We start from the raw sequence: 16,288 nt of genomic DNA on the forward strand, positions 1-16,288 counted from the left end.
GTATGCCGGATCATCCTGTCGCACATGCGCTACTGAAAATGGCCCATGTTCCTATCGCAGCACCAAGTGCAAATGTGTCGGGACGCCCGAGCCCAACGTTGGCTTCTCATGTTAGTACGGATTTAAATGGGAAAATTGCCGGTATTGTTGACGGCGGTGCGACCGGCGTCGGAGTGGAATCAACAGTACTTGATATTACAAGTGAAGTTCCTACCATTTTACGTCCAGGCGGTATAACAAGGGAGCAACTAGAGGAAGTAATTGGCCCGGTGCTGCTGGATAAAGGGCTTCAGGATCAATCGCAAAAACCAAAGGCACCCGGTATGAAGTACAAGCACTATGCACCGAAATCTCCGCTCACTATCGTTGAAGGCTCGCGCGAATATGTGCAGCAGCTTGCATCGAAGCAAGAAGGGAAAAAGGTTGGCATTTTAACAACAGAGGAAAATGCGGACTTCTACCAAGCGGATCAAGTACTCGTATGCGGCAAACGGGCAAATCTTGCGACAGTTGCCGCCCATTTATATGATACGCTGCGAAAGTTTGATGAGGTTGAGGTAGATGTGATTTATAGTGAATCCTTTCCGAGAGAAGGATTGGGCAATGCAATCATGAACCGGTTAACGAAAGCAGCTGGCCATCATATCATCGTTGAAAAATAAGCTTCTATCCTCCTTAGGACGTGCATATGTTTAAGTAGCGAGTCCAAGGAGGGAGCATATGGGCATAGAACATATCATCGGGGAGCTGGTAACACTCGTTATTATGGCATTTGCCCTCGGGCTAGATGCTTTTTCGGTAAGCCTAGGAATGGGAATGACCCGATTGAGATGGGGGCAAATCTTATACATAGGCATGATTATTGGTTTGTTTCACGTTATTATGCCACTTTTAGGAATCGTAATCGGCCGTCTCTTATCAGAAAAATTCGGATCGCTGGCTATGATAGTAGGAGGCGTACTCTTACTCGGTCTTGGATTTCACATTCTGTACTCTTCATTTTTGAAAGGAAACGAAGAGCGATCCATACAGGCGACTGGACTTGGATTATATGTATTTGCCTTTGGCGTCAGTTTAGACAGCTTTTCTGTCGGGTTAAGCCTTGGCATATACGGAGCACGTACAGTGGCAACCATTGTTATTTTTGGACTTGTCAGCGCACTCCTCACCTGGGCAGGGCTTATTTTGGGTCGCCACGCAGAGAAAATGCTCGGGACTTACGGACAAGTGCTCGGTGCAACTATCCTCATTGGATTTGGCTTGAAGTTATTATTTCCTATATGAAAAAAGCGAAGAGAGCGTTTGGACTTCGCTTTTTTTTTGTGGGGTTGGCGGGGTCGAGGAAAGAAGGAACCGGATAAAGGCGGGAATGGTGGAATTAACGGCGGCCGATTGAAGCCCGGAAGTCCGATTATTTTGGATTCAGAGGAATCAAAGGGACCGATTGAAGCCCGTAAATCCGATTCGCAAGGGAATCATGCGGGGAAGAACAGGCTCGGTCCGATTTCGCTGCCGTTTTAGCGTATGTTTTGGGGAACTATGTTAGGAGTCGCTGCCGTTTGGCATGCGCTGAAAAACTGACATAAAAAAACAAGCACGGCCTAGGCCGTGCTTGTTTCGTTAGAGAGTATTATTATTTAAATAGAACATATGCTCCAGGACCTGATAATGCAACGCCAACTGCTACGGCGATTAATACAAGATTGTATTCAAAACCGTTTGCTGTAGCCCAAAGACCGTTTTTACCATGAACCGTAGCAATAGCTATAACCATTGTGATGATAATAAGAATAGCGCCTACCCAAGTAAGTACACCTGCAGCGAATAAAAGTCCTCCAACGAATTCAGAAGCTCCAGCCATAAATGCCATGAATACTCCTGGTTTTACTCCGATTGATTCTAACCAGCCACCCGTTCCTTTTAAGCCGTAGCCACCAAACATACCGAAAAGTTTTTGCGCGCCGTGACCAATGAAAAGAAGTCCGATGATTAAACGAATAATTAAAAGTCCTAAGTCTAACATAATTTGTATTCCTCCTGAAATAATTTATTAACTTACTTTACATAAGCTATCATAATTCAGTAACTTACTTTTGTCAAGCGACTTATTAAATATTTTTTATAAATTGAGTAGATTGTTTAAAGATGTACTGATCAGGAAAATACAATATAAAATGTTTCGTTGTATTAAATATAGTTGTTACTATTTATTATATTCATGCAGGAGGGCGATATATGAATTACTATGGAATGAATAAGAGGCAACCTATTTGATTTCTAATTTTACAAAAAAACAAATAAAATGGTAATAAGTCTTTACATGGATTCGGTACGATAGCTTTGTACTTGGAAACTAGGACATGACATAAAAGCCACGCATTTTGTACGGAAAATGCGTGGCTTTTTTTGTCAATTTCATCGTAAATAAAGATCATTCTAATAAATGTGAGGAGATGTTAGGTTCGTGGATCTTTGGATTGATACCTAATTTGCTGGTTTTTCGGATATTCCGTTACCAAGTTATCCCCTGTTGCAGTATGATAGAAGTATATGCTTGGTTAAACTACATGCGTAAGGGGGCGGATGATATGAACATCCTATTTGTTTGTACGGGGAATACGTGTCGCAGTCCAATGGCAGAAGCAATCTTTCGCCATTATGCAAAAGAATCCTATGAAGTACAATCAGCGGGGTTGTTTGCAGAGGCGGGGAGCGATGCATCGACGCATGCAAAGCACGCATTAGAGAATAAGGGAATTGCAGTGAATCATCGTTCACAGCAGGTAACGGAGGAATTGTTGGACTGGGCAGATTGGATCGTAACGATGACGGAAAGCCACCGTGAAAATATCCTCATTTTTTATCCTCATTTAAGCAAAAAAATTATTACATTATATGAAGCGGCTGGGGAATCAAAACGCGATATAACGGATCCATATGGTGGTTCGCTTTCCGTTTATAAACAGACGCTAGATGAACTGGAAATTCTCATTCAACGTTTTATTGAAAAACTAGAGCAGGAACATTCGTAAAGGGTAACGTTTCGTGTATAATAATAGATTGGAAATCAGTTATTGGAGGGACAACATATGAAAGTAATCGTAGCATCAGACCATGGTGGTATTAATATTCGTAAGGAAGTTGTTAGTTTATTAGAAGAAATGGGAATACAATATACAGATTTAGGCTGTGAATGTGAAGCAGGCTCAGTTGATTATCCTGATTTTGCATTTCCGGCAGCAGAGAAGGTTGCAAGCGGGGAATATGATCGCGGCATTTTAATTTGCGGAACTGGAATCGGTATGTCGATTGCTGCGAATAAAGTAAAAGGAATTCGCGCGGCGCTTGTGCATGATATGTTTAGTGCGAAGGCAACACGTCAGCATAACAATAGCAATATTTTAACAATGGGCGAACGTGTTATTGGCCCTGGTCTTGCAAGAGAAATTGCACGTCTTTGGTTAACAACGGAATATGAAGGCGGACGTCATGAACGAAGAGTAGGCAAGATTGGGCAATACGAAGCAGAGTAATTTTTGTTGAAAAAACGAGAAAGATTCTTATTTTTTGCCGAGTACAAGCATGCTATAATGAACCCCAAACCCACGAAAGGAAGAAAATCGTGATGGATGAGTTAGCAATATGGAAACAACAATTACACACAGCACTTACTGATTATCAAGAGCAGGCTCACTTACGGGAAGGCGATCTTTTTGTTGTTGGATGCAGTACGAGTGAAGTAATTGGTGAGAGAATTGGAACAGCGGGAACGATGGCTGTAGCAGAGACAATTTATGCCGAATTAAAGCAGTTCCAAGAGGAAACAGGCGTTATGCTGGCTTTTCAAGGCTGCGAACATATAAACCGAGCTCTTACAATTGAGCGCACAGCGGCAGAGCGTCGTGGATTTGAAATGGTATCCGTGATTCCGGTACGATCAGCAGGAGGCGCTTTGTCGACTTTTGCTTATCATCATATGAACGATCCCGTTGTGGTCGAATTTATAAAAGCAGACGGCGGCATCGACATTGGTGATACCTTTATCGGCATGCACCTTAAGCATGTGCCCGTTCCGGTACGAACAAGTATCAAAGAAATCGGTCAAGCCCATGTCACTATGGCGAAAACAAGACCAAAGTTAATCGGCGGTGCCAGAGCTGTTTATGCAGTGGATAATGAGTCGGTAATGAGCACAAAATAAGGAGAGAATAGCAAGAGGGAGAAATCCCTTTTGTTATTCTCTTTTTTTATGAGGATCGGAAAAAGTGCGGATTCGGTCCGAAACCGGTGAGATGCGATCGAAACTTGATAAAATGCGATCCAACCCCAGAGATTCCAAACCTAAATTCGGAGTCATTTCGATGGAAAAATAATGTTTAACAGAAAAATGTATCATTTTTCTGTTAATTCTCGATTTTTTCTTTTACCTTGTCACAAGTCATGTTAGAATGTAGATGACCAAAACGTGAATATTAGAACGAATTACTAAAACAACATTCGTATTTTCTATATAAATGCCAATGTTTCAAAGCTGTGCAACGTAGTTCGTCAAGAAAAAAGGGGGATTCACATGAATCATGTTAAGCTGCAAGATGAAAAGGTGTATGAAGCAATTCAATTAGAATTAGGGAGACAACGTTCGAAAATAGAATTGATTGCGTCTGAAAACTTCGTAAGCGAAGCGGTTATGGAAGCACAAGGTTCTGTTTTAACAAACAAATATGCAGAAGGCTATCCAGGCAAACGTTATTACGGCGGTTGCGAATATGTTGACATTGTTGAAGATATTGCAAGAGATCGCGCGAAAGAAATCTTCGGCGCAGAGCATGTTAACGTTCAACCACACTCTGGTGCTCAAGCAAACATGGCAGTTTACTTCACGATTCTAAATGCTGGCGATACGGTTCTTGGTATGAATTTATCTCACGGCGGCCACTTAACGCACGGTAGTCCCGTTAACTTTAGTGGTGTGCAATATAACTTCGTTGAATACGGCGTAGACGAAGAAACGCAATATATTGACTATGACGATGTACTAGCAAAGGCTAAAGAACATAAGCCAAAGCTTATCGTAGCCGGAGCAAGCGCATACCCACGTGTGATTGACTTCAAGAAATTCCGTGAAATTGCTGATAGCGTAGGCGCATATCTTATGGTCGATATGGCACACATCGCAGGCCTTGTAGCAGCAGGATTACACCCAAGTCCAGTCCCTTACGCACACTTTGTTACAACGACAACACATAAAACATTACGCGGACCTCGCGGCGGTATGATTTTGACTAGCGAAGAGTTCGGTAAGAAAATTGATAAATCAATCTTCCCTGGTATTCAAGGTGGTCCGCTTATGCACGTTATCGCAGGGAAAGCCGTTGCATTTGGCGAAGCACTTCAAGATGAATTTAAAGAATATGCAGCAAACATCATTGCAAATGCACAGCGTCTAGCTGAAGGCTTACAAAAAGAAGGCATAACACTTGTTTCTGGCGGAACGGACAACCATTTACTACTTATCGACGTTCGTAACCTTGATATCACAGGTAAACTTGCTGAACATGTTCTTGATGAAGTCGGCATTACGGTTAACAAAAATACGATTCCTTACGATCCAGCAAGCCCGTTCGTAACAAGCGGTATCCGCATCGGTACAGCAGCAGTTACGACTCGCGGCTTTGGTCTTGAAGAAATGGATGAAATTGCATCCCTTATTGCTTTCACATTGAAAAATCATGAAAGTGAAGCAGCATTAGCAGAAGCGAAGCAACGCGTTCAAACTCTTACAGATCGTTTCCCAATGTACAAAGAATTGTAAAAGAATAAATACGAAAGGACCGTTACAATATACTTGTAACGGTCCTTTTTGTGTATTAGCCCTTGAATAATAATTCCGTTTTCTATACAATCGTAAATGGTGCAATTTTAACCCCATTCAAAGGAGAGAGTTCCATGGGAAAACTATATGTATTTGATCATCCTTTAATTCAACATAAGCTAACATATATCCGCGATAAGAATACGGGTACGAAAGAATTCCGTGAATTAGTAGATGAAGTAGCAAGCTTAATGGCTTTTGAAATTACACGCGACCTGCCGCTTGAAGAAATTGAAATTGAAACACCGGTAAGTGTAGCAAAGACAAAGGTACTTTCTGGTAAAAAATTAGGAATCATCCCAATTCTTCGTGCAGGTCTTGGTATGGTGGACGGCGTTTTAAAATTGATTCCCGCTGCTAAAGTCGGTCACATTGGTCTATATCGTGACCCTGAAACATTGCAACCGGTTGAATATTATGTAAAACTTCCATCCGATATAAACGAACGTGATTTCATCGTAGTCGATCCGATGCTTGCAACAGGTGGTTCTGCATCAGAGGCTATCAATTCGTTGAAAAAACGCGGAGCAAAGAATATTAAACTGATGTGTATTTGCGCTGCCCCAGTTGGTGTAGAGTTTGTACAAACTCAGCATCCTGACGTTGACATCTACGTTGCCGCACTGGATGAAAAGTTAAATGATCATGGCTACATCGTTCCAGGCTTAGGAGACGCAGGAGACCGTTTATTCGGAACAAAATAAAGGTAAGGGCGTGCTTTGAAAATTATTTTTCAAAGCACGCTTTTTTTATTTCCTGCATATCTCCTCCCTCTTTGCAAAAGCTACGAAGTGGGAGGGATATCTATGTTTCGTATTGGTATTATGCTACTGTGTGTATTTGTATCTGGTGCTCAGTCGTTTCCAGAGCGGCCATCTGTTCCGCTTCACTATTTGGATGAATGGGAGATTTCCATTTTGGAAGTGGAGCCGTCTAAAGTAGAGGCGGTAGAGCAAATGATTCAAAAACAATATCCAGATGTTACGGTACGGCACATTTACAAAACGGCCATGTCCGGAATGAGTGTACGGGGAAAACGCAGTGCTGCAGCAGGACTGCAAAAGATTCCCGGGGTCATTCGCGTGACCCCTGCGTCGACTTATACGATGGGTGTAAGCGAAAGCGTTCCGTTTATTGGCGGACATGAGGCGCGCTCCTACTTTGATTCTACCGGGGCCCGGCTTACGGGAAAAGGTGTGAGGATTGGCATTATTGATACCGGTATTGACTACACTCATCCTGATTTGCGCCGAAATTATAAGGGTGGGTTTGATGCCATTGACGGGGATAATGACCCGATGGAGGCGACAAGTAAGGGGGCGACCTCGCACGGCTCGCATGTGGCTGGCATCATTGCTGCAAATGGAAGGTTCCGAGGCGTTGCGCCAGATGCCGAGATTTATGCGTACCGGGCGCTTGGTCCAGGGGGACGTGGCTCGACGGAAACGGTACTTGCTGCGATTGAAAAAGCAATAGAGGATAAGGTGGATATATTAAATCTATCGCTCGGCAATGATGTGAACGGTCCGGACTGGCCGACGAGCAGGGCTTTAAACCGCGCTACGCAGCGTGGGATTGTGGCCGTTACTGCTTCCGGTAATTCAGGCCCTGCCTTATGGACAGTCGGCTCCCCAGGTGCAGCGGAGGATTCCATTTCAGTCGGAGCCTCTACCTCGGAAATCTCCATCCCTTATTTAAAAACAAGTGGGAGAGAGGTGCGGCTCGGTTTATTTGAGGGATCTCCGCCGTGGTCATTGCAGCAAGCTAGCTTTGTCTATGCGGGTATGGGGAAAAAAGAGGATATGAAGCATGTAGCAGGAAAGGTTGTTCTTGTTGAACGCGGGGATCTAACGTTTTCGGAAAAAGTGAAACACGCCGAGGAAGCAGGGGCTTCGGCCGTACTCATTTACAACAACGCGCCGGATTTGTTTTTCGGAGTAGTAAAAGGTGCGCACATTCCATGCGCAGCCATTTCCGGCGATGACGGGAAGTGGTTGCGTCGTCAGCCCTCTCCTTTGATTCGTATGACCGTGAAAAAGGAAAAGGATACGATTGCCCCGTTTAGCTCACGAGGCCCTGTTACGGTGACGTGGGGCATTAAACCTGACGTCGTTGCGCCGGGTGTCGGCATTACAAGCACGATCCCGGGCGGTTACGGAGCACAAGCCGGTACGAGCATGGCTGCTCCGCATGTGGCAGGTGCTGCTGCACTTCTAAAGCAGGCTCATCCTACTTGGAAGCCAGAGCAGATTAAGGCTGCGCTTATGAATAGTGCGAAGCTCCTTTATAAAAACGATGCCTTGTACCATGTGTATGAGCAAGGTGCCGGTCGCATACAGCTCGGGGCAGCGCTCGATATGGAAACCCTCCTCTATCCGGCTTCGATTCCGCTTGGACTCGTTTTGAAAAAAAATAGCCCGGTATCGCGTAAACAGATGGTAACAATCGATAATGTAAGTGAGAAGGAACAGAGGGTTACCTTTTCTACACCGTCCTTTATCTCAGGCATACAATGGAAAATGCCGCATACTTTGTATGTAAAGCCTCATGAAACAAAGCAAGTGATGATAGAAGCCTTGCTTACTCCCTCTTTTTTAGAAAAGGGATTGCATGAAGGCTATGTACATGTGACGGCGGGAGAACATCGCATAACAGTGCCATATATGTTTTTTGTAGAAGAGCCGAACTATCCGCGCATTATGGGATTTCAATTTGCAAAGGGCGATGCACCGAATACGTATAAATATAGTATGTATTTGCCAGGCGGCGCTGATGAGATGGGAATTGTTTTGTATAATCCTGTCACATTTCATTATGTGGATTTTATTGAATTCCGTCAAAATGTGACAAAAGGGATGCAACATCGTGTCTTAGTTGTAAAAGAGCAGATAAAAGGGACATACAAAGCTCTTATATTTGCTAAAAAAGGTAGGAAAGAAGATACAATAGAGAGGACTCTTAACTTTTAGAATTGTGTAATAAATACGAAAATTGGGTAATATATGGGCATTAAGTTTTTTTGTTTTTTTGCTTTTAGTCGTTGACACTATTAAACACACTATTGTATGCTAACAATGGGATAAATGATAGGGCTTACAGTGACATGTTTTTGACTGTTTTTTGACAGAAACCATAAAGATTCGATTTTTTTCAACTATTCTCCCGAAAAATGAGTTACGATTATCTCAACGCATTTGCTTCCACATGATTTCCTCATATCCGTCTGGAGGGATGAACGCTTGCAAGGAAATAATAAAAATCCGATGAAAGCTTATGCTCTTATGACTGGTGTTCTTTCTTCACTTGCGGGATCCATTTTAGTGGGAATTTTCGGCGGTAAATGGCTCGACAGTTTGTTCGGTACATTTCCATTATTCCTTATTATCGGGTTGTTACTCGGTTTAGGGGCAGGTGTGTACGCAATGACGAAACTCATTTCACAATTTTACGCAGGAGACGAATAATGGTTGATATGCATGTGCTTGTTCGCAGACAAACAAAATATTTATTTTACACTCTAGCTGTTTTCGTTTTAGGCTATGGGGTCACGCCGTATCATAAGGCCTTTATTGGACTGATGATAGGCTCAATTGTGGGCTTTTTAAGCCTGCGTCTTGTTGCGTTTAAGACGGACAAGTTACTTGACAGGGTTGTAAAAGGCGATACAAAAGTGCGCTTTAAAGCAACTGCAGTTAGTACATACTCACGCTTAGCAACGATTGGATTACTAATCATCTTTGCCTTTCGTTATAAAGATTTAGTAGAAGCGTGGGCCATCGGACTTGGATTATTGACGGGGTATCTTGTCATGATCATAGATTTTTTATACTTACAGTATACCGGCAGGGAAGAGAGGTGAATTACTAGTGGAACACGGTAAATTAGTTGAGTTTTTGGGCTTAACGTTTGACTTGTCCAGCGTTTTAATGACAACTGTTGCAGCACTTATTGTGTTCTTGATCGCTGTATTGGCTACACGCACATTGGCTCTCCGCCCAACAGGTATTCAGAATTTTATGGAGTGGGTTTTTGACTTTGTAAAGAGTATCATTAATAGCAATATGGATTGGCAAACAGGAGGCCGCTTCTTAACGTTAGGGGTCACTTTAATCATGTATATCTTTGTTGCCAACATGCTCGGACTACCATTTTTGGTTTCAGTTCATGGAGGAGAAGAAACGGTTACATGGTGGAAATCCCCAACATCTGACCCAGCTATTACGCTTACATTAGCCGTGATGGTAGTTACCCTCACTCATTTTTATGGAATAAAGTTGAAGGGAACTCGTCAATATTTAAAAGATACGTTCTTGCAACCAATTTGGTGGCTACTACCTTTAAAAATAATTGAAGAGTTCGCAAACACACTAACTCTTGGTCTTCGGCTATTCGGTAACATTTACGCAGGTGAAATTTTGTTAACGTTATTAGCGGGATTAGGTACAAGCAGTGTGTTAGGAGCTGTGGGTGGCGGTGTAGCAATGCTTGCATGGCAAGGTTTCAGTATTTTTGTAGGCTCCATCCAAGCGTTCATTTTCACAATGTTAACTATGGTGTATATGGCTCATAAAATCAGTCATGAACATTAATAAATTGCATTACATTATATATTTATAATTTAAAAGGAGGACATTTAAAATGAATTTAATCGCAGCTGCAATTGCAATTGGTCTAGCGGCACTTGGTGCTGGTATCGGTAACGGTTTAATCGTATCTCGTACAGTTGAGGGTACTGCTCGTCAACCAGAATTACGTGGGGTTCTTCAAACAATCATGTTCATCGGGGTTGCATTAGTTGAAGCCCTTCCAATCATCGCAGTAGTTATCGCATTTATGGTTCTTAACAAATAAGGGATATTCCCAACCAATAAATGGCGAAGATCGTTTTTGGAACTTCTTCGCCATTGCTTTATGATGAAAAAATTCAGTCTTTTTTTGTAGGCGAAACTATTGAAGGGAGTGAATCCTAATGCTTTTAGGGGCTGCCATTCCGTATGGAACGATGATATATCAATTGGTAATTTTCCTAATTCTATTAGCATTGCTTCGTAAATATGCTTTCGGTCCGTTGATGAACATTATGAAACAACGTGAAGAACATATTGCGAGCGAACTTGAAGCTGCTGAACAAAACAATTCTGAATCCAAGAAATTGGTTGCAGAACAACGTGAGTTCATGAAGCAGTCGAAAATAGAAGCACAGGAGTTAATCGAAAGAGCGAAAAAGCAAGCGGAAGAACAAAGAGAAGGCATAGTTGTTGCTGCGAAGGCAGAAGCAGAAACAATTAAAGATGCTGCACTCAGTGAAATTAAGCGTGAAAAAGAACATGCAATTGCTGCATTGCAAGAACAAGTGGCGTCTCTATCTGTTCTAATTGCTTCTAAAGTAATTGAAAAAGAACTGAAAGAAGAAGACCAAGCCAAACTTATTCGTGACTACATGAACGAAGTAGGAGAAGTACGATGAGTATGGAGCTAGTTGCCAAACGTTATGCAGTCGCTCTTTTTAAAATTGCAAAAGAACAACAGTTGCTTGAAACGTTCGAAGAAGAAATACGATCTATTAAGCAAGTGTTTGAGACAAGTGATCTTGCCTTGTTTTTACAACAACCAAACATTTCTAGTGAAAAGAAGAAAGCTTTGCTAAGCCAAGCCTTTGCTTCTGTTTCTCAACAAATTTTAAACACACTATATATTTTGATCGACAATCATCGTGAAGAAATCGTTGCCGATATGGCTGATGCTTTCTTCGCATTAGCGAATGAAGAACGCAATGTGGCAGATGCCCTTGTTTACTCTATTCGTCCGTTAACAGAAGCAGAAAAAGTAGGCGTAGCCGAAAGCTTTGCTAAAATGAGCGGAAAAGATGCAATTCGTATTCAAAATATTGTAGACGATAGTTTGCTTGGCGGCATTAAAGTCCGCATCGGCAACCGTATTTACGATGGTAGCTTAAAAGGAAAATTAACGCGTATTGAACGCACACTTTTGAACAATAGATAGGGGTGAAACGCATGAGCATCAAAGCTGAAGAAATCAGTGCACTGATAAAACAGCAGATTGAAAACTATCAGTCAGAAATCGAAGTTAGTGATGTTGGTACAGTCATCCAAGTAGGTGATGGTATCGCACGTGCTCATGGTCTTGATAACGTAATGGCGGGAGAACTTGTTGAGTTCTCTAACGGAGTTATTGGACTAGCGCAAAACTTGGAAGAAAGTAACGTTGGTATCATCATTCTTGGACCATATACGGGCATTCGTGAAGGTGACGAAGTTCGTCGTACTGGACGCATCATGCAAGTTCCAGTTGGGGAAGAATTAATTGGTCGTGTAGTAAATCCATTGGGACAACCAGTAGACGGTTTAGGCCCAATTGCTACTACAAAAACTCGTCCAATCGAAAATAAAGCTCCAGGCGTAATGGATCGTAAGTCCGTTAACCAACCACTTCAAACTGGTATTAAAGCAATTGACGCTCTTGTACCAATCGGTCGTGGACAACGTGAGTTAATCATCGGTGACCGTCAAACTGGTAAAACTGCGATCGCTCTTGATACGATTATTAACCAAAAAGACCAAGATATGATTTGTATCTACGTTGCAATCGGTCAAAAAGAATCTACGGTTCGTAACGTGGTAGAAACACTTCGTAAATTTGGTGCTTTAGAATACACAATCGTTGTAACTGCATCTGCATCTCAACCAGCTCCAATGCTATTCTTAGCTCCTTATGCTGGTGTATCTATGGCTGAAGAGTTTATGTATAATGGCAAGCACGTACTAATCATCTATGATGATTTAACGAAGCAAGCTTCTGCATACCGTGAACTTTCCTTGCTACTTCGTCGTCCGCCAGGTCGTGAAGCATATCCAGGGGATGTTTTCTACTTGCACTCTCGCTTACTAGAACGTGCTGCAAAATTAAGTGATGCAAAAGGCGGCGGTTCTATCACTGCTCTTCCTTTCATCGAAACACAAGCTGGGGACGTTTCTGCATACATCCCTACAAACGTAATTTCCATTACAGACGGACAAATCTTCTTGCAATCTGACTTGTTCTTCTCAGGTATTCGTCCAGCTATCGATGCTGGTACATCTGTATCCCGTGTAGGGGGCGCTGCTCAAATTAAAGCGATGAGTAAAGTTGCTGGTACACTTCGTCTAGACCTTGCTTCTTACCGCGAACTAGAAGCATTCGCACAATTCGGTTCTGACCTTGATAAAGCTACACAAAACAAGTTAAACCGTGGTGCTCGTACAGTAGAAGTGTTAAAGCAAGATTTGCACAAACCGCTTAAGGTTGAAAAGCAAGTTATGATCCTTTATGCACTAACACGTGGATTCTTAGATGATATTCCTGTATCTGACATTCAACGCTTCGAAAGCGAAATGAATAGCTGGTTAGATTCTAACCGTCCAGAAGTTCTTGCAGAACTTGTTAAGACGAAAAAGCTATTAGCTGACGATACAATGGCATCTGCAATTAACGACTTTAAGAAAACATTCGTTGTTTCTGAATAATAAAAAGAGGGCCGGCCTTGTTTTGCCGGCTTTCAAGTGATAAGCAAAGGGAGGATATCGGACAGGTCGATTCTTCCGTCATGCCTATTTTGGACAAAAAGGTGGTGAGAACCTGTGGTATCTTTACGCGATATTAAATCGAAAATTACTTCCACGAAGAAAACGAGTCATATTACAAAGGCAATGCAAATGGTTTCTGCCTCTAAATTAAGTCGTGCTGAGCAAAATGCAAAAGCATTCGCTCCTTACGTAAACAAAATTCAAGAGGTTATTGCTGATGTATCGAGTGGTAGTGGTGTTAACCACCCTATGCTCGTATCTCGTCCTGTTAAACGTACTGGTTATATCGTCATTACGTCTGACCGTGGTTTAGCTGGTGCGTATAACAGTAATGTTTTACGTGTTGTTAGTAAGGAAATAGAAGAACGTCATAACATGGATGCTAGTCAATATGGCATTATTGCACTAGGTCGTGTTGGTCGTGATTATTTAAAACGTCGCGGCTTTAATATCGTTGATGACATTACTGGTATTTCGGATCAACCGGTATTTGCCGACATTAAGGAAATTGCTACTAGCTCTGTTGAAAAGTTCTCCGCTGGTGAATTTGATGAATTGTATATCTATTTCAACCATTTCATCACCAAAATGCAACAAGAAGTACAATCGAAGAAGCTTTTACCTTTAACAGATGTACAAGCAAGCAAGACTTCAACGCTTTATGAATTTGAACCTTCAGAAGAAGAGATTCTTAAAGTATTATTGCCACAATACGCGGAAAGTTTAATTTTCGGTGCCTTGCTGGACGGTAAAGCAAGCGAGCACGCAGCTCGTATGACAGCAATGAAGAGTGCAACAGACAATGCAAAAGACATTATTGGAACACTTACACTTTCATATAACCGCGCTCGTCAAGCAGCGATTACGCAAGAAATTACGGAAATCGTTGGTGGTGCAGCTGCACTCGAATAGGTAGAGATTTACTAAAGGAGTTTCTAACTCCTTTAGTGGCATGTCTATCCTCACACGTGGATTATATAATTAGGAGGGAAACCCATGAGTATAGGACGCATTACAGCAATAATGGGTCCGGTTGTAGACGTAAAGTTCGAAGACGGACATCTTCCTGCAATCTACAACGCCCTTAAAGTATCATACGTAGCTAAAAATGATCATGAAACAACAATCGACCTTACATTAGAGGTTGCATTGCATTTAGGTGATGATTCAGTTCGTACAGTTGCCATGTCTTCTACAGACGGCCTTGTACGCGGCATGGATGCTGTTGACACTGGTAAACCAATTTCTGTTCCAGTTGGGGATGCAACACTTGGACGTGTATTCAACGTACTTGGTGACTCCATCGACTTAGACGAAAAACTCGACGATTCTGTTCGCCGTGACCCAATTCACCGTGCAGCTCCTAAGTTTGATGAACTTTCAACTAAAGTTGAAATTCTTGAAACAGGAATTAAAGTAGTTGACTTACTTGCTCCTTACATCAAAGGTGGTAAGGTCGGACTATTCGGTGGTGCCGGCGTAGGTAAAACAGTATTAATCCAAGAATTAATTCATAACATTGCTCAAGAACACGGTGGTATTTCTGTATTCGCCGGTGTAGGGGAACGTACTCGTGAAGGGAACGACCTTTACTTTGAAATGAGCGATTCTGGCGTTATTAAGAAAACAGCAATGGTATTCGGACAAATGAATGAACCACCAGGTGCTCGTCAACGTGTAGCATTGACTGGTCTTACAATGGCTGAATATTTCCGTGATGAACAAGGACAAGACGTTCTTCTATTCATCGATAACATCTTCCGCTTTACACAAGCTGGTTCTGAAGTATCTGCCTTACTAGGTCGTATGCCTTCAGCAGTAGGTTACCAACCTACACTAGCTACGGAAATGGGTCAATTACAAGAACGTATTACATCTACAAACAAAGGATCAATCACTTCAATCCAAGCTGTATATGTACCTGCCGATGACTATACTGACCCGGCTCCAGCAACAACATTTGCTCACTTAGATGCAACAACAAACCTTGAACGTCGTTTAACTCAAATGGGTATTTACCCTGCGGTTGACCCACTTGCTTCAACTTCTCGTGCATTAGCACCTGAAATCGTTGGAGAAGAGCACTATCAAGTTGCTCGTCAAATCCAACAAACATTGCAACGCTACAAAGAATTACAAGATATTATCGCAATTCTAGGTATGGATGAATTGTCTGAAGATGATAAGCTAGTCGTACACCGTGCTCGTCGTGTTCAATTCTTCTTATCTCAAAACTTCCACGTTGCTGAACAATTTACAGGTCAAAAGGGTTCTTATGTTCCTGTAAAAGAAACAGTACAAGGATTTAAAGAGATCTTAGAAGGTAAATATGATGATCTTCCAGAAGATGCTTTCCGCCTAGTTGGTCGCATTGAAGAAGTAGTTGAGAAAGCAAAAACTCTAGTATAAAAGGGTCTAGGAGGGACGAATCATGAAGACAATTCAAGTCAGTATTGTAACTCCTGACGGACCGGTATACGAACAAGACGTAGATATGGTCAGCGTAAAAGCTGTGAGCGGAGAAATGGGTATTTTGCCTGGTCACGTAACAACTGTGGCTCCTCTCCAAATTAGTCCGATACGCCTTAAAAGAGGTAACAAAACGGATTATGTAGCAGCTGGAGGCGGATTTATCGAAATTCGTCCAGACAAAGTGACAATTCTTGCGCCATCTGCGGAAGAAGCCTCTCACATTGACATTGCTCGTGCGAACGAAGCACTACGCCGTGCCGAACGTCGCCTGCAAGACAAGCAAACTGCCTTGGACTTCCAACGTGCAGAACTTGCCTTACAACGTGCAATCAACCGTCTGAACGTTTCGAAAATGCAATAA

General features: G+C 42.3%; 20 protein-coding genes. 19 read left to right on the forward strand and 1 reads right to left on the reverse strand.

Annotated features, from left to right (window positions below; genetic code table 11):
- From AC11ZT_RS00170 to AC11ZT_RS00180, 3 genes are all read left to right on the forward strand, one after another.
- Positions 1 to 662, forward strand: a 662-nt coding sequence (locus AC11ZT_RS00170; protein ID WP_484057678.1) for an L-threonylcarbamoyladenylate synthase, incomplete at its 5' end; no start/stop codon positions are given.
- Between the two features lie 58 nt (positions 663 to 720).
- Positions 721 to 1,284: a manganese efflux pump MntP gene (locus AC11ZT_RS00175; RefSeq protein ID WP_484057679.1), complete on the forward strand. Its 564-nt coding sequence runs from the start codon at positions 721 to 723 to the stop codon at positions 1,282 to 1,284.
- A gap of 18 nt (positions 1,285 to 1,302) precedes the next feature.
- Complete coding sequence (locus AC11ZT_RS00180) at positions 1,303 to 1,521, forward strand: hypothetical protein (protein WP_484057680.1); 219 nt, start codon at positions 1,303 to 1,305, stop codon at positions 1,519 to 1,521.
- A 112-nt stretch (positions 1,522 to 1,633) separates the two neighbouring features.
- On the opposite strand, the gene AC11ZT_RS00185 is transcribed toward AC11ZT_RS00180, so the two are convergent.
- Positions 1,634 to 2,023 carry a DoxX family protein gene (locus AC11ZT_RS00185; RefSeq protein WP_484057681.1) on the reverse strand — a complete coding sequence of 130 codons (390 nt, stop codon included), beginning with the start codon at positions 2,021 to 2,023 and terminating at the stop codon, positions 1,634 to 1,636.
- 565 nt (positions 2,024 to 2,588) lie between these two features.
- Here AC11ZT_RS00185 and AC11ZT_RS00190 point away from each other — a divergent pair.
- The 16 genes from AC11ZT_RS00190 (at position 2,589) to AC11ZT_RS00265 (ending at position 16,288) form a co-directional block, all read left to right on the forward strand.
- Positions 2,589 to 3,032 carry a low molecular weight protein arginine phosphatase gene (locus AC11ZT_RS00190; RefSeq protein ID WP_484057682.1) on the forward strand — a complete coding sequence of 148 codons (444 nt, stop codon included), beginning with the start codon at positions 2,589 to 2,591 and terminating at the stop codon, positions 3,030 to 3,032.
- Between the two features lie 57 nt (positions 3,033 to 3,089).
- Positions 3,090 to 3,533 (forward strand): ribose 5-phosphate isomerase B, encoded by a 444-nt coding sequence (gene rpiB / locus AC11ZT_RS00195; RefSeq protein WP_379970672.1) that lies wholly within the window; start codon positions 3,090 to 3,092, stop codon positions 3,531 to 3,533.
- Positions 3,534 to 3,625: 92 nt separating this feature from the next.
- On the forward strand, positions 3,626 to 4,201 hold the full coding sequence (locus AC11ZT_RS00200) for a TIGR01440 family protein (RefSeq protein ID WP_484057683.1): 576 nt from the start codon (positions 3,626 to 3,628) through the stop codon (positions 4,199 to 4,201).
- A gap of 369 nt (positions 4,202 to 4,570) precedes the next feature.
- Positions 4,571 to 5,812, forward strand: a complete 1,242-nt coding sequence (glyA, locus tag AC11ZT_RS00205) for a serine hydroxymethyltransferase (protein ID WP_484057684.1) — start codon at positions 4,571 to 4,573, stop codon at positions 5,810 to 5,812.
- 134 nt (positions 5,813 to 5,946) lie between these two features.
- Complete coding sequence (gene upp, locus AC11ZT_RS00210) at positions 5,947 to 6,576, forward strand: uracil phosphoribosyltransferase (RefSeq protein WP_379970669.1); 630 nt, start codon at positions 5,947 to 5,949, stop codon at positions 6,574 to 6,576.
- A 102-nt stretch (positions 6,577 to 6,678) separates the two neighbouring features.
- Positions 6,679 to 8,841 carry a S8 family serine peptidase gene (locus AC11ZT_RS00215; protein ID WP_484057685.1) on the forward strand — a complete coding sequence of 721 codons (2,163 nt, stop codon included), beginning with the start codon at positions 6,679 to 6,681 and terminating at the stop codon, positions 8,839 to 8,841.
- Positions 8,842 to 9,111: 270 nt separating this feature from the next.
- Positions 9,112 to 9,336 (forward strand): AtpZ/AtpI family protein, encoded by a 225-nt coding sequence (locus tag AC11ZT_RS00220; RefSeq protein WP_379970666.1) that lies wholly within the window; start codon positions 9,112 to 9,114, stop codon positions 9,334 to 9,336.
- The gene (locus AC11ZT_RS00225; protein WP_484057686.1) at positions 9,336 to 9,731 is read left to right on the forward strand and encodes an ATP synthase subunit I; all 396 of its coding nucleotides are present in this window, start codon (positions 9,336 to 9,338) and stop codon (positions 9,729 to 9,731) included. The genes AC11ZT_RS00220 and AC11ZT_RS00225 overlap by 1 nt, the downstream gene beginning before the upstream one ends.
- 7 nt (positions 9,732 to 9,738) lie before the next feature.
- Positions 9,739 to 10,461, forward strand: coding sequence for a F0F1 ATP synthase subunit A (gene atpB / locus AC11ZT_RS00230; RefSeq protein WP_484057687.1), 723 nt, complete (start codon positions 9,739 to 9,741; stop codon positions 10,459 to 10,461).
- A 49-nt stretch (positions 10,462 to 10,510) separates the two neighbouring features.
- Complete coding sequence (gene atpE / locus AC11ZT_RS00235) at positions 10,511 to 10,723, forward strand: F0F1 ATP synthase subunit C (RefSeq protein ID WP_379970663.1); 213 nt, start codon at positions 10,511 to 10,513, stop codon at positions 10,721 to 10,723.
- Between the two features lie 118 nt (positions 10,724 to 10,841).
- Positions 10,842 to 11,339, forward strand: a complete 498-nt coding sequence (atpF, locus tag AC11ZT_RS00240) for a F0F1 ATP synthase subunit B (RefSeq protein ID WP_379970662.1) — start codon at positions 10,842 to 10,844, stop codon at positions 11,337 to 11,339.
- Positions 11,336 to 11,875 carry a F0F1 ATP synthase subunit delta gene (locus AC11ZT_RS00245; RefSeq protein ID WP_484057688.1) on the forward strand — a complete coding sequence of 180 codons (540 nt, stop codon included), beginning with the start codon at positions 11,336 to 11,338 and terminating at the stop codon, positions 11,873 to 11,875. The genes atpF and AC11ZT_RS00245 overlap by 4 nt, the downstream gene beginning before the upstream one ends.
- Before the next feature lie 11 nt (positions 11,876 to 11,886).
- On the forward strand, positions 11,887 to 13,395 hold the full coding sequence (gene atpA / locus AC11ZT_RS00250; RefSeq protein WP_484057689.1) for a F0F1 ATP synthase subunit alpha: 1,509 nt from the start codon (positions 11,887 to 11,889) through the stop codon (positions 13,393 to 13,395).
- Between the two features lie 114 nt (positions 13,396 to 13,509).
- Positions 13,510 to 14,367: an ATP synthase F1 subunit gamma gene (gene atpG, locus AC11ZT_RS00255; protein WP_484057690.1), complete on the forward strand. Its 858-nt coding sequence runs from the start codon at positions 13,510 to 13,512 to the stop codon at positions 14,365 to 14,367.
- Between the two features lie 84 nt (positions 14,368 to 14,451).
- The gene (gene atpD / locus AC11ZT_RS00260) at positions 14,452 to 15,864 is read left to right on the forward strand and encodes a F0F1 ATP synthase subunit beta (RefSeq protein ID WP_484057691.1); all 1,413 of its coding nucleotides are present in this window, start codon (positions 14,452 to 14,454) and stop codon (positions 15,862 to 15,864) included.
- Between the two features lie 22 nt (positions 15,865 to 15,886).
- Positions 15,887 to 16,288 carry a F0F1 ATP synthase subunit epsilon gene (locus tag AC11ZT_RS00265; protein WP_484057692.1) on the forward strand — a complete coding sequence of 134 codons (402 nt, stop codon included), beginning with the start codon at positions 15,887 to 15,889 and terminating at the stop codon, positions 16,286 to 16,288.

It is taken from the genome of Ectobacillus sp., assembly GCF_056992975.1.

What these genes read in the sequence shown, in the direction of transcription:
- AC11ZT_RS00245 (WP_484057688.1), top strand. Translation starts at nt 11,336, where the DNA reads ATGAGTATGGAGCTAGTTGCCAAACGTTATGCAGTCGCTCTTTTTAAA.
- AC11ZT_RS00190 (WP_484057682.1), top strand. Translation starts at nt 2,589, where the DNA reads ATGAACATCCTATTTGTTTGTACGGGGAATACGTGTCGCAGTCCAATG.
- atpF (WP_379970662.1), top strand. Translation starts at nt 10,842, where the DNA reads ATGCTTTTAGGGGCTGCCATTCCGTATGGAACGATGATATATCAATTG.
- AC11ZT_RS00265 (WP_484057692.1), top strand. Translation starts at nt 15,887, where the DNA reads ATGAAGACAATTCAAGTCAGTATTGTAACTCCTGACGGACCGGTATAC.
- atpE (WP_379970663.1), top strand. Translation starts at nt 10,511, where the DNA reads ATGAATTTAATCGCAGCTGCAATTGCAATTGGTCTAGCGGCACTTGGT.
- AC11ZT_RS00215 (WP_484057685.1), top strand. Translation starts at nt 6,679, where the DNA reads ATGTTTCGTATTGGTATTATGCTACTGTGTGTATTTGTATCTGGTGCT.
- upp (WP_379970669.1), top strand. Translation starts at nt 5,947, where the DNA reads ATGGGAAAACTATATGTATTTGATCATCCTTTAATTCAACATAAGCTA.
- AC11ZT_RS00200 (WP_484057683.1), top strand. Translation starts at nt 3,626, where the DNA reads ATGGATGAGTTAGCAATATGGAAACAACAATTACACACAGCACTTACT.
- AC11ZT_RS00175 (WP_484057679.1), top strand. Translation starts at nt 721, where the DNA reads ATGGGCATAGAACATATCATCGGGGAGCTGGTAACACTCGTTATTATG.
- glyA (WP_484057684.1), top strand. Translation starts at nt 4,571, where the DNA reads ATGAATCATGTTAAGCTGCAAGATGAAAAGGTGTATGAAGCAATTCAA.
- rpiB (WP_379970672.1), top strand. Translation starts at nt 3,090, where the DNA reads ATGAAAGTAATCGTAGCATCAGACCATGGTGGTATTAATATTCGTAAG.
- AC11ZT_RS00225 (WP_484057686.1), top strand. Translation starts at nt 9,336, where the DNA reads ATGGTTGATATGCATGTGCTTGTTCGCAGACAAACAAAATATTTATTT.
- atpA (WP_484057689.1), top strand. Translation starts at nt 11,887, where the DNA reads ATGAGCATCAAAGCTGAAGAAATCAGTGCACTGATAAAACAGCAGATT.
- AC11ZT_RS00185 (WP_484057681.1), bottom strand. Translation starts at nt 2,023, where the DNA reads ATGTTAGACTTAGGACTTTTAATTATTCGTTTAATCATCGGACTTCTT.
- atpD (WP_484057691.1), top strand. Translation starts at nt 14,452, where the DNA reads ATGAGTATAGGACGCATTACAGCAATAATGGGTCCGGTTGTAGACGTA.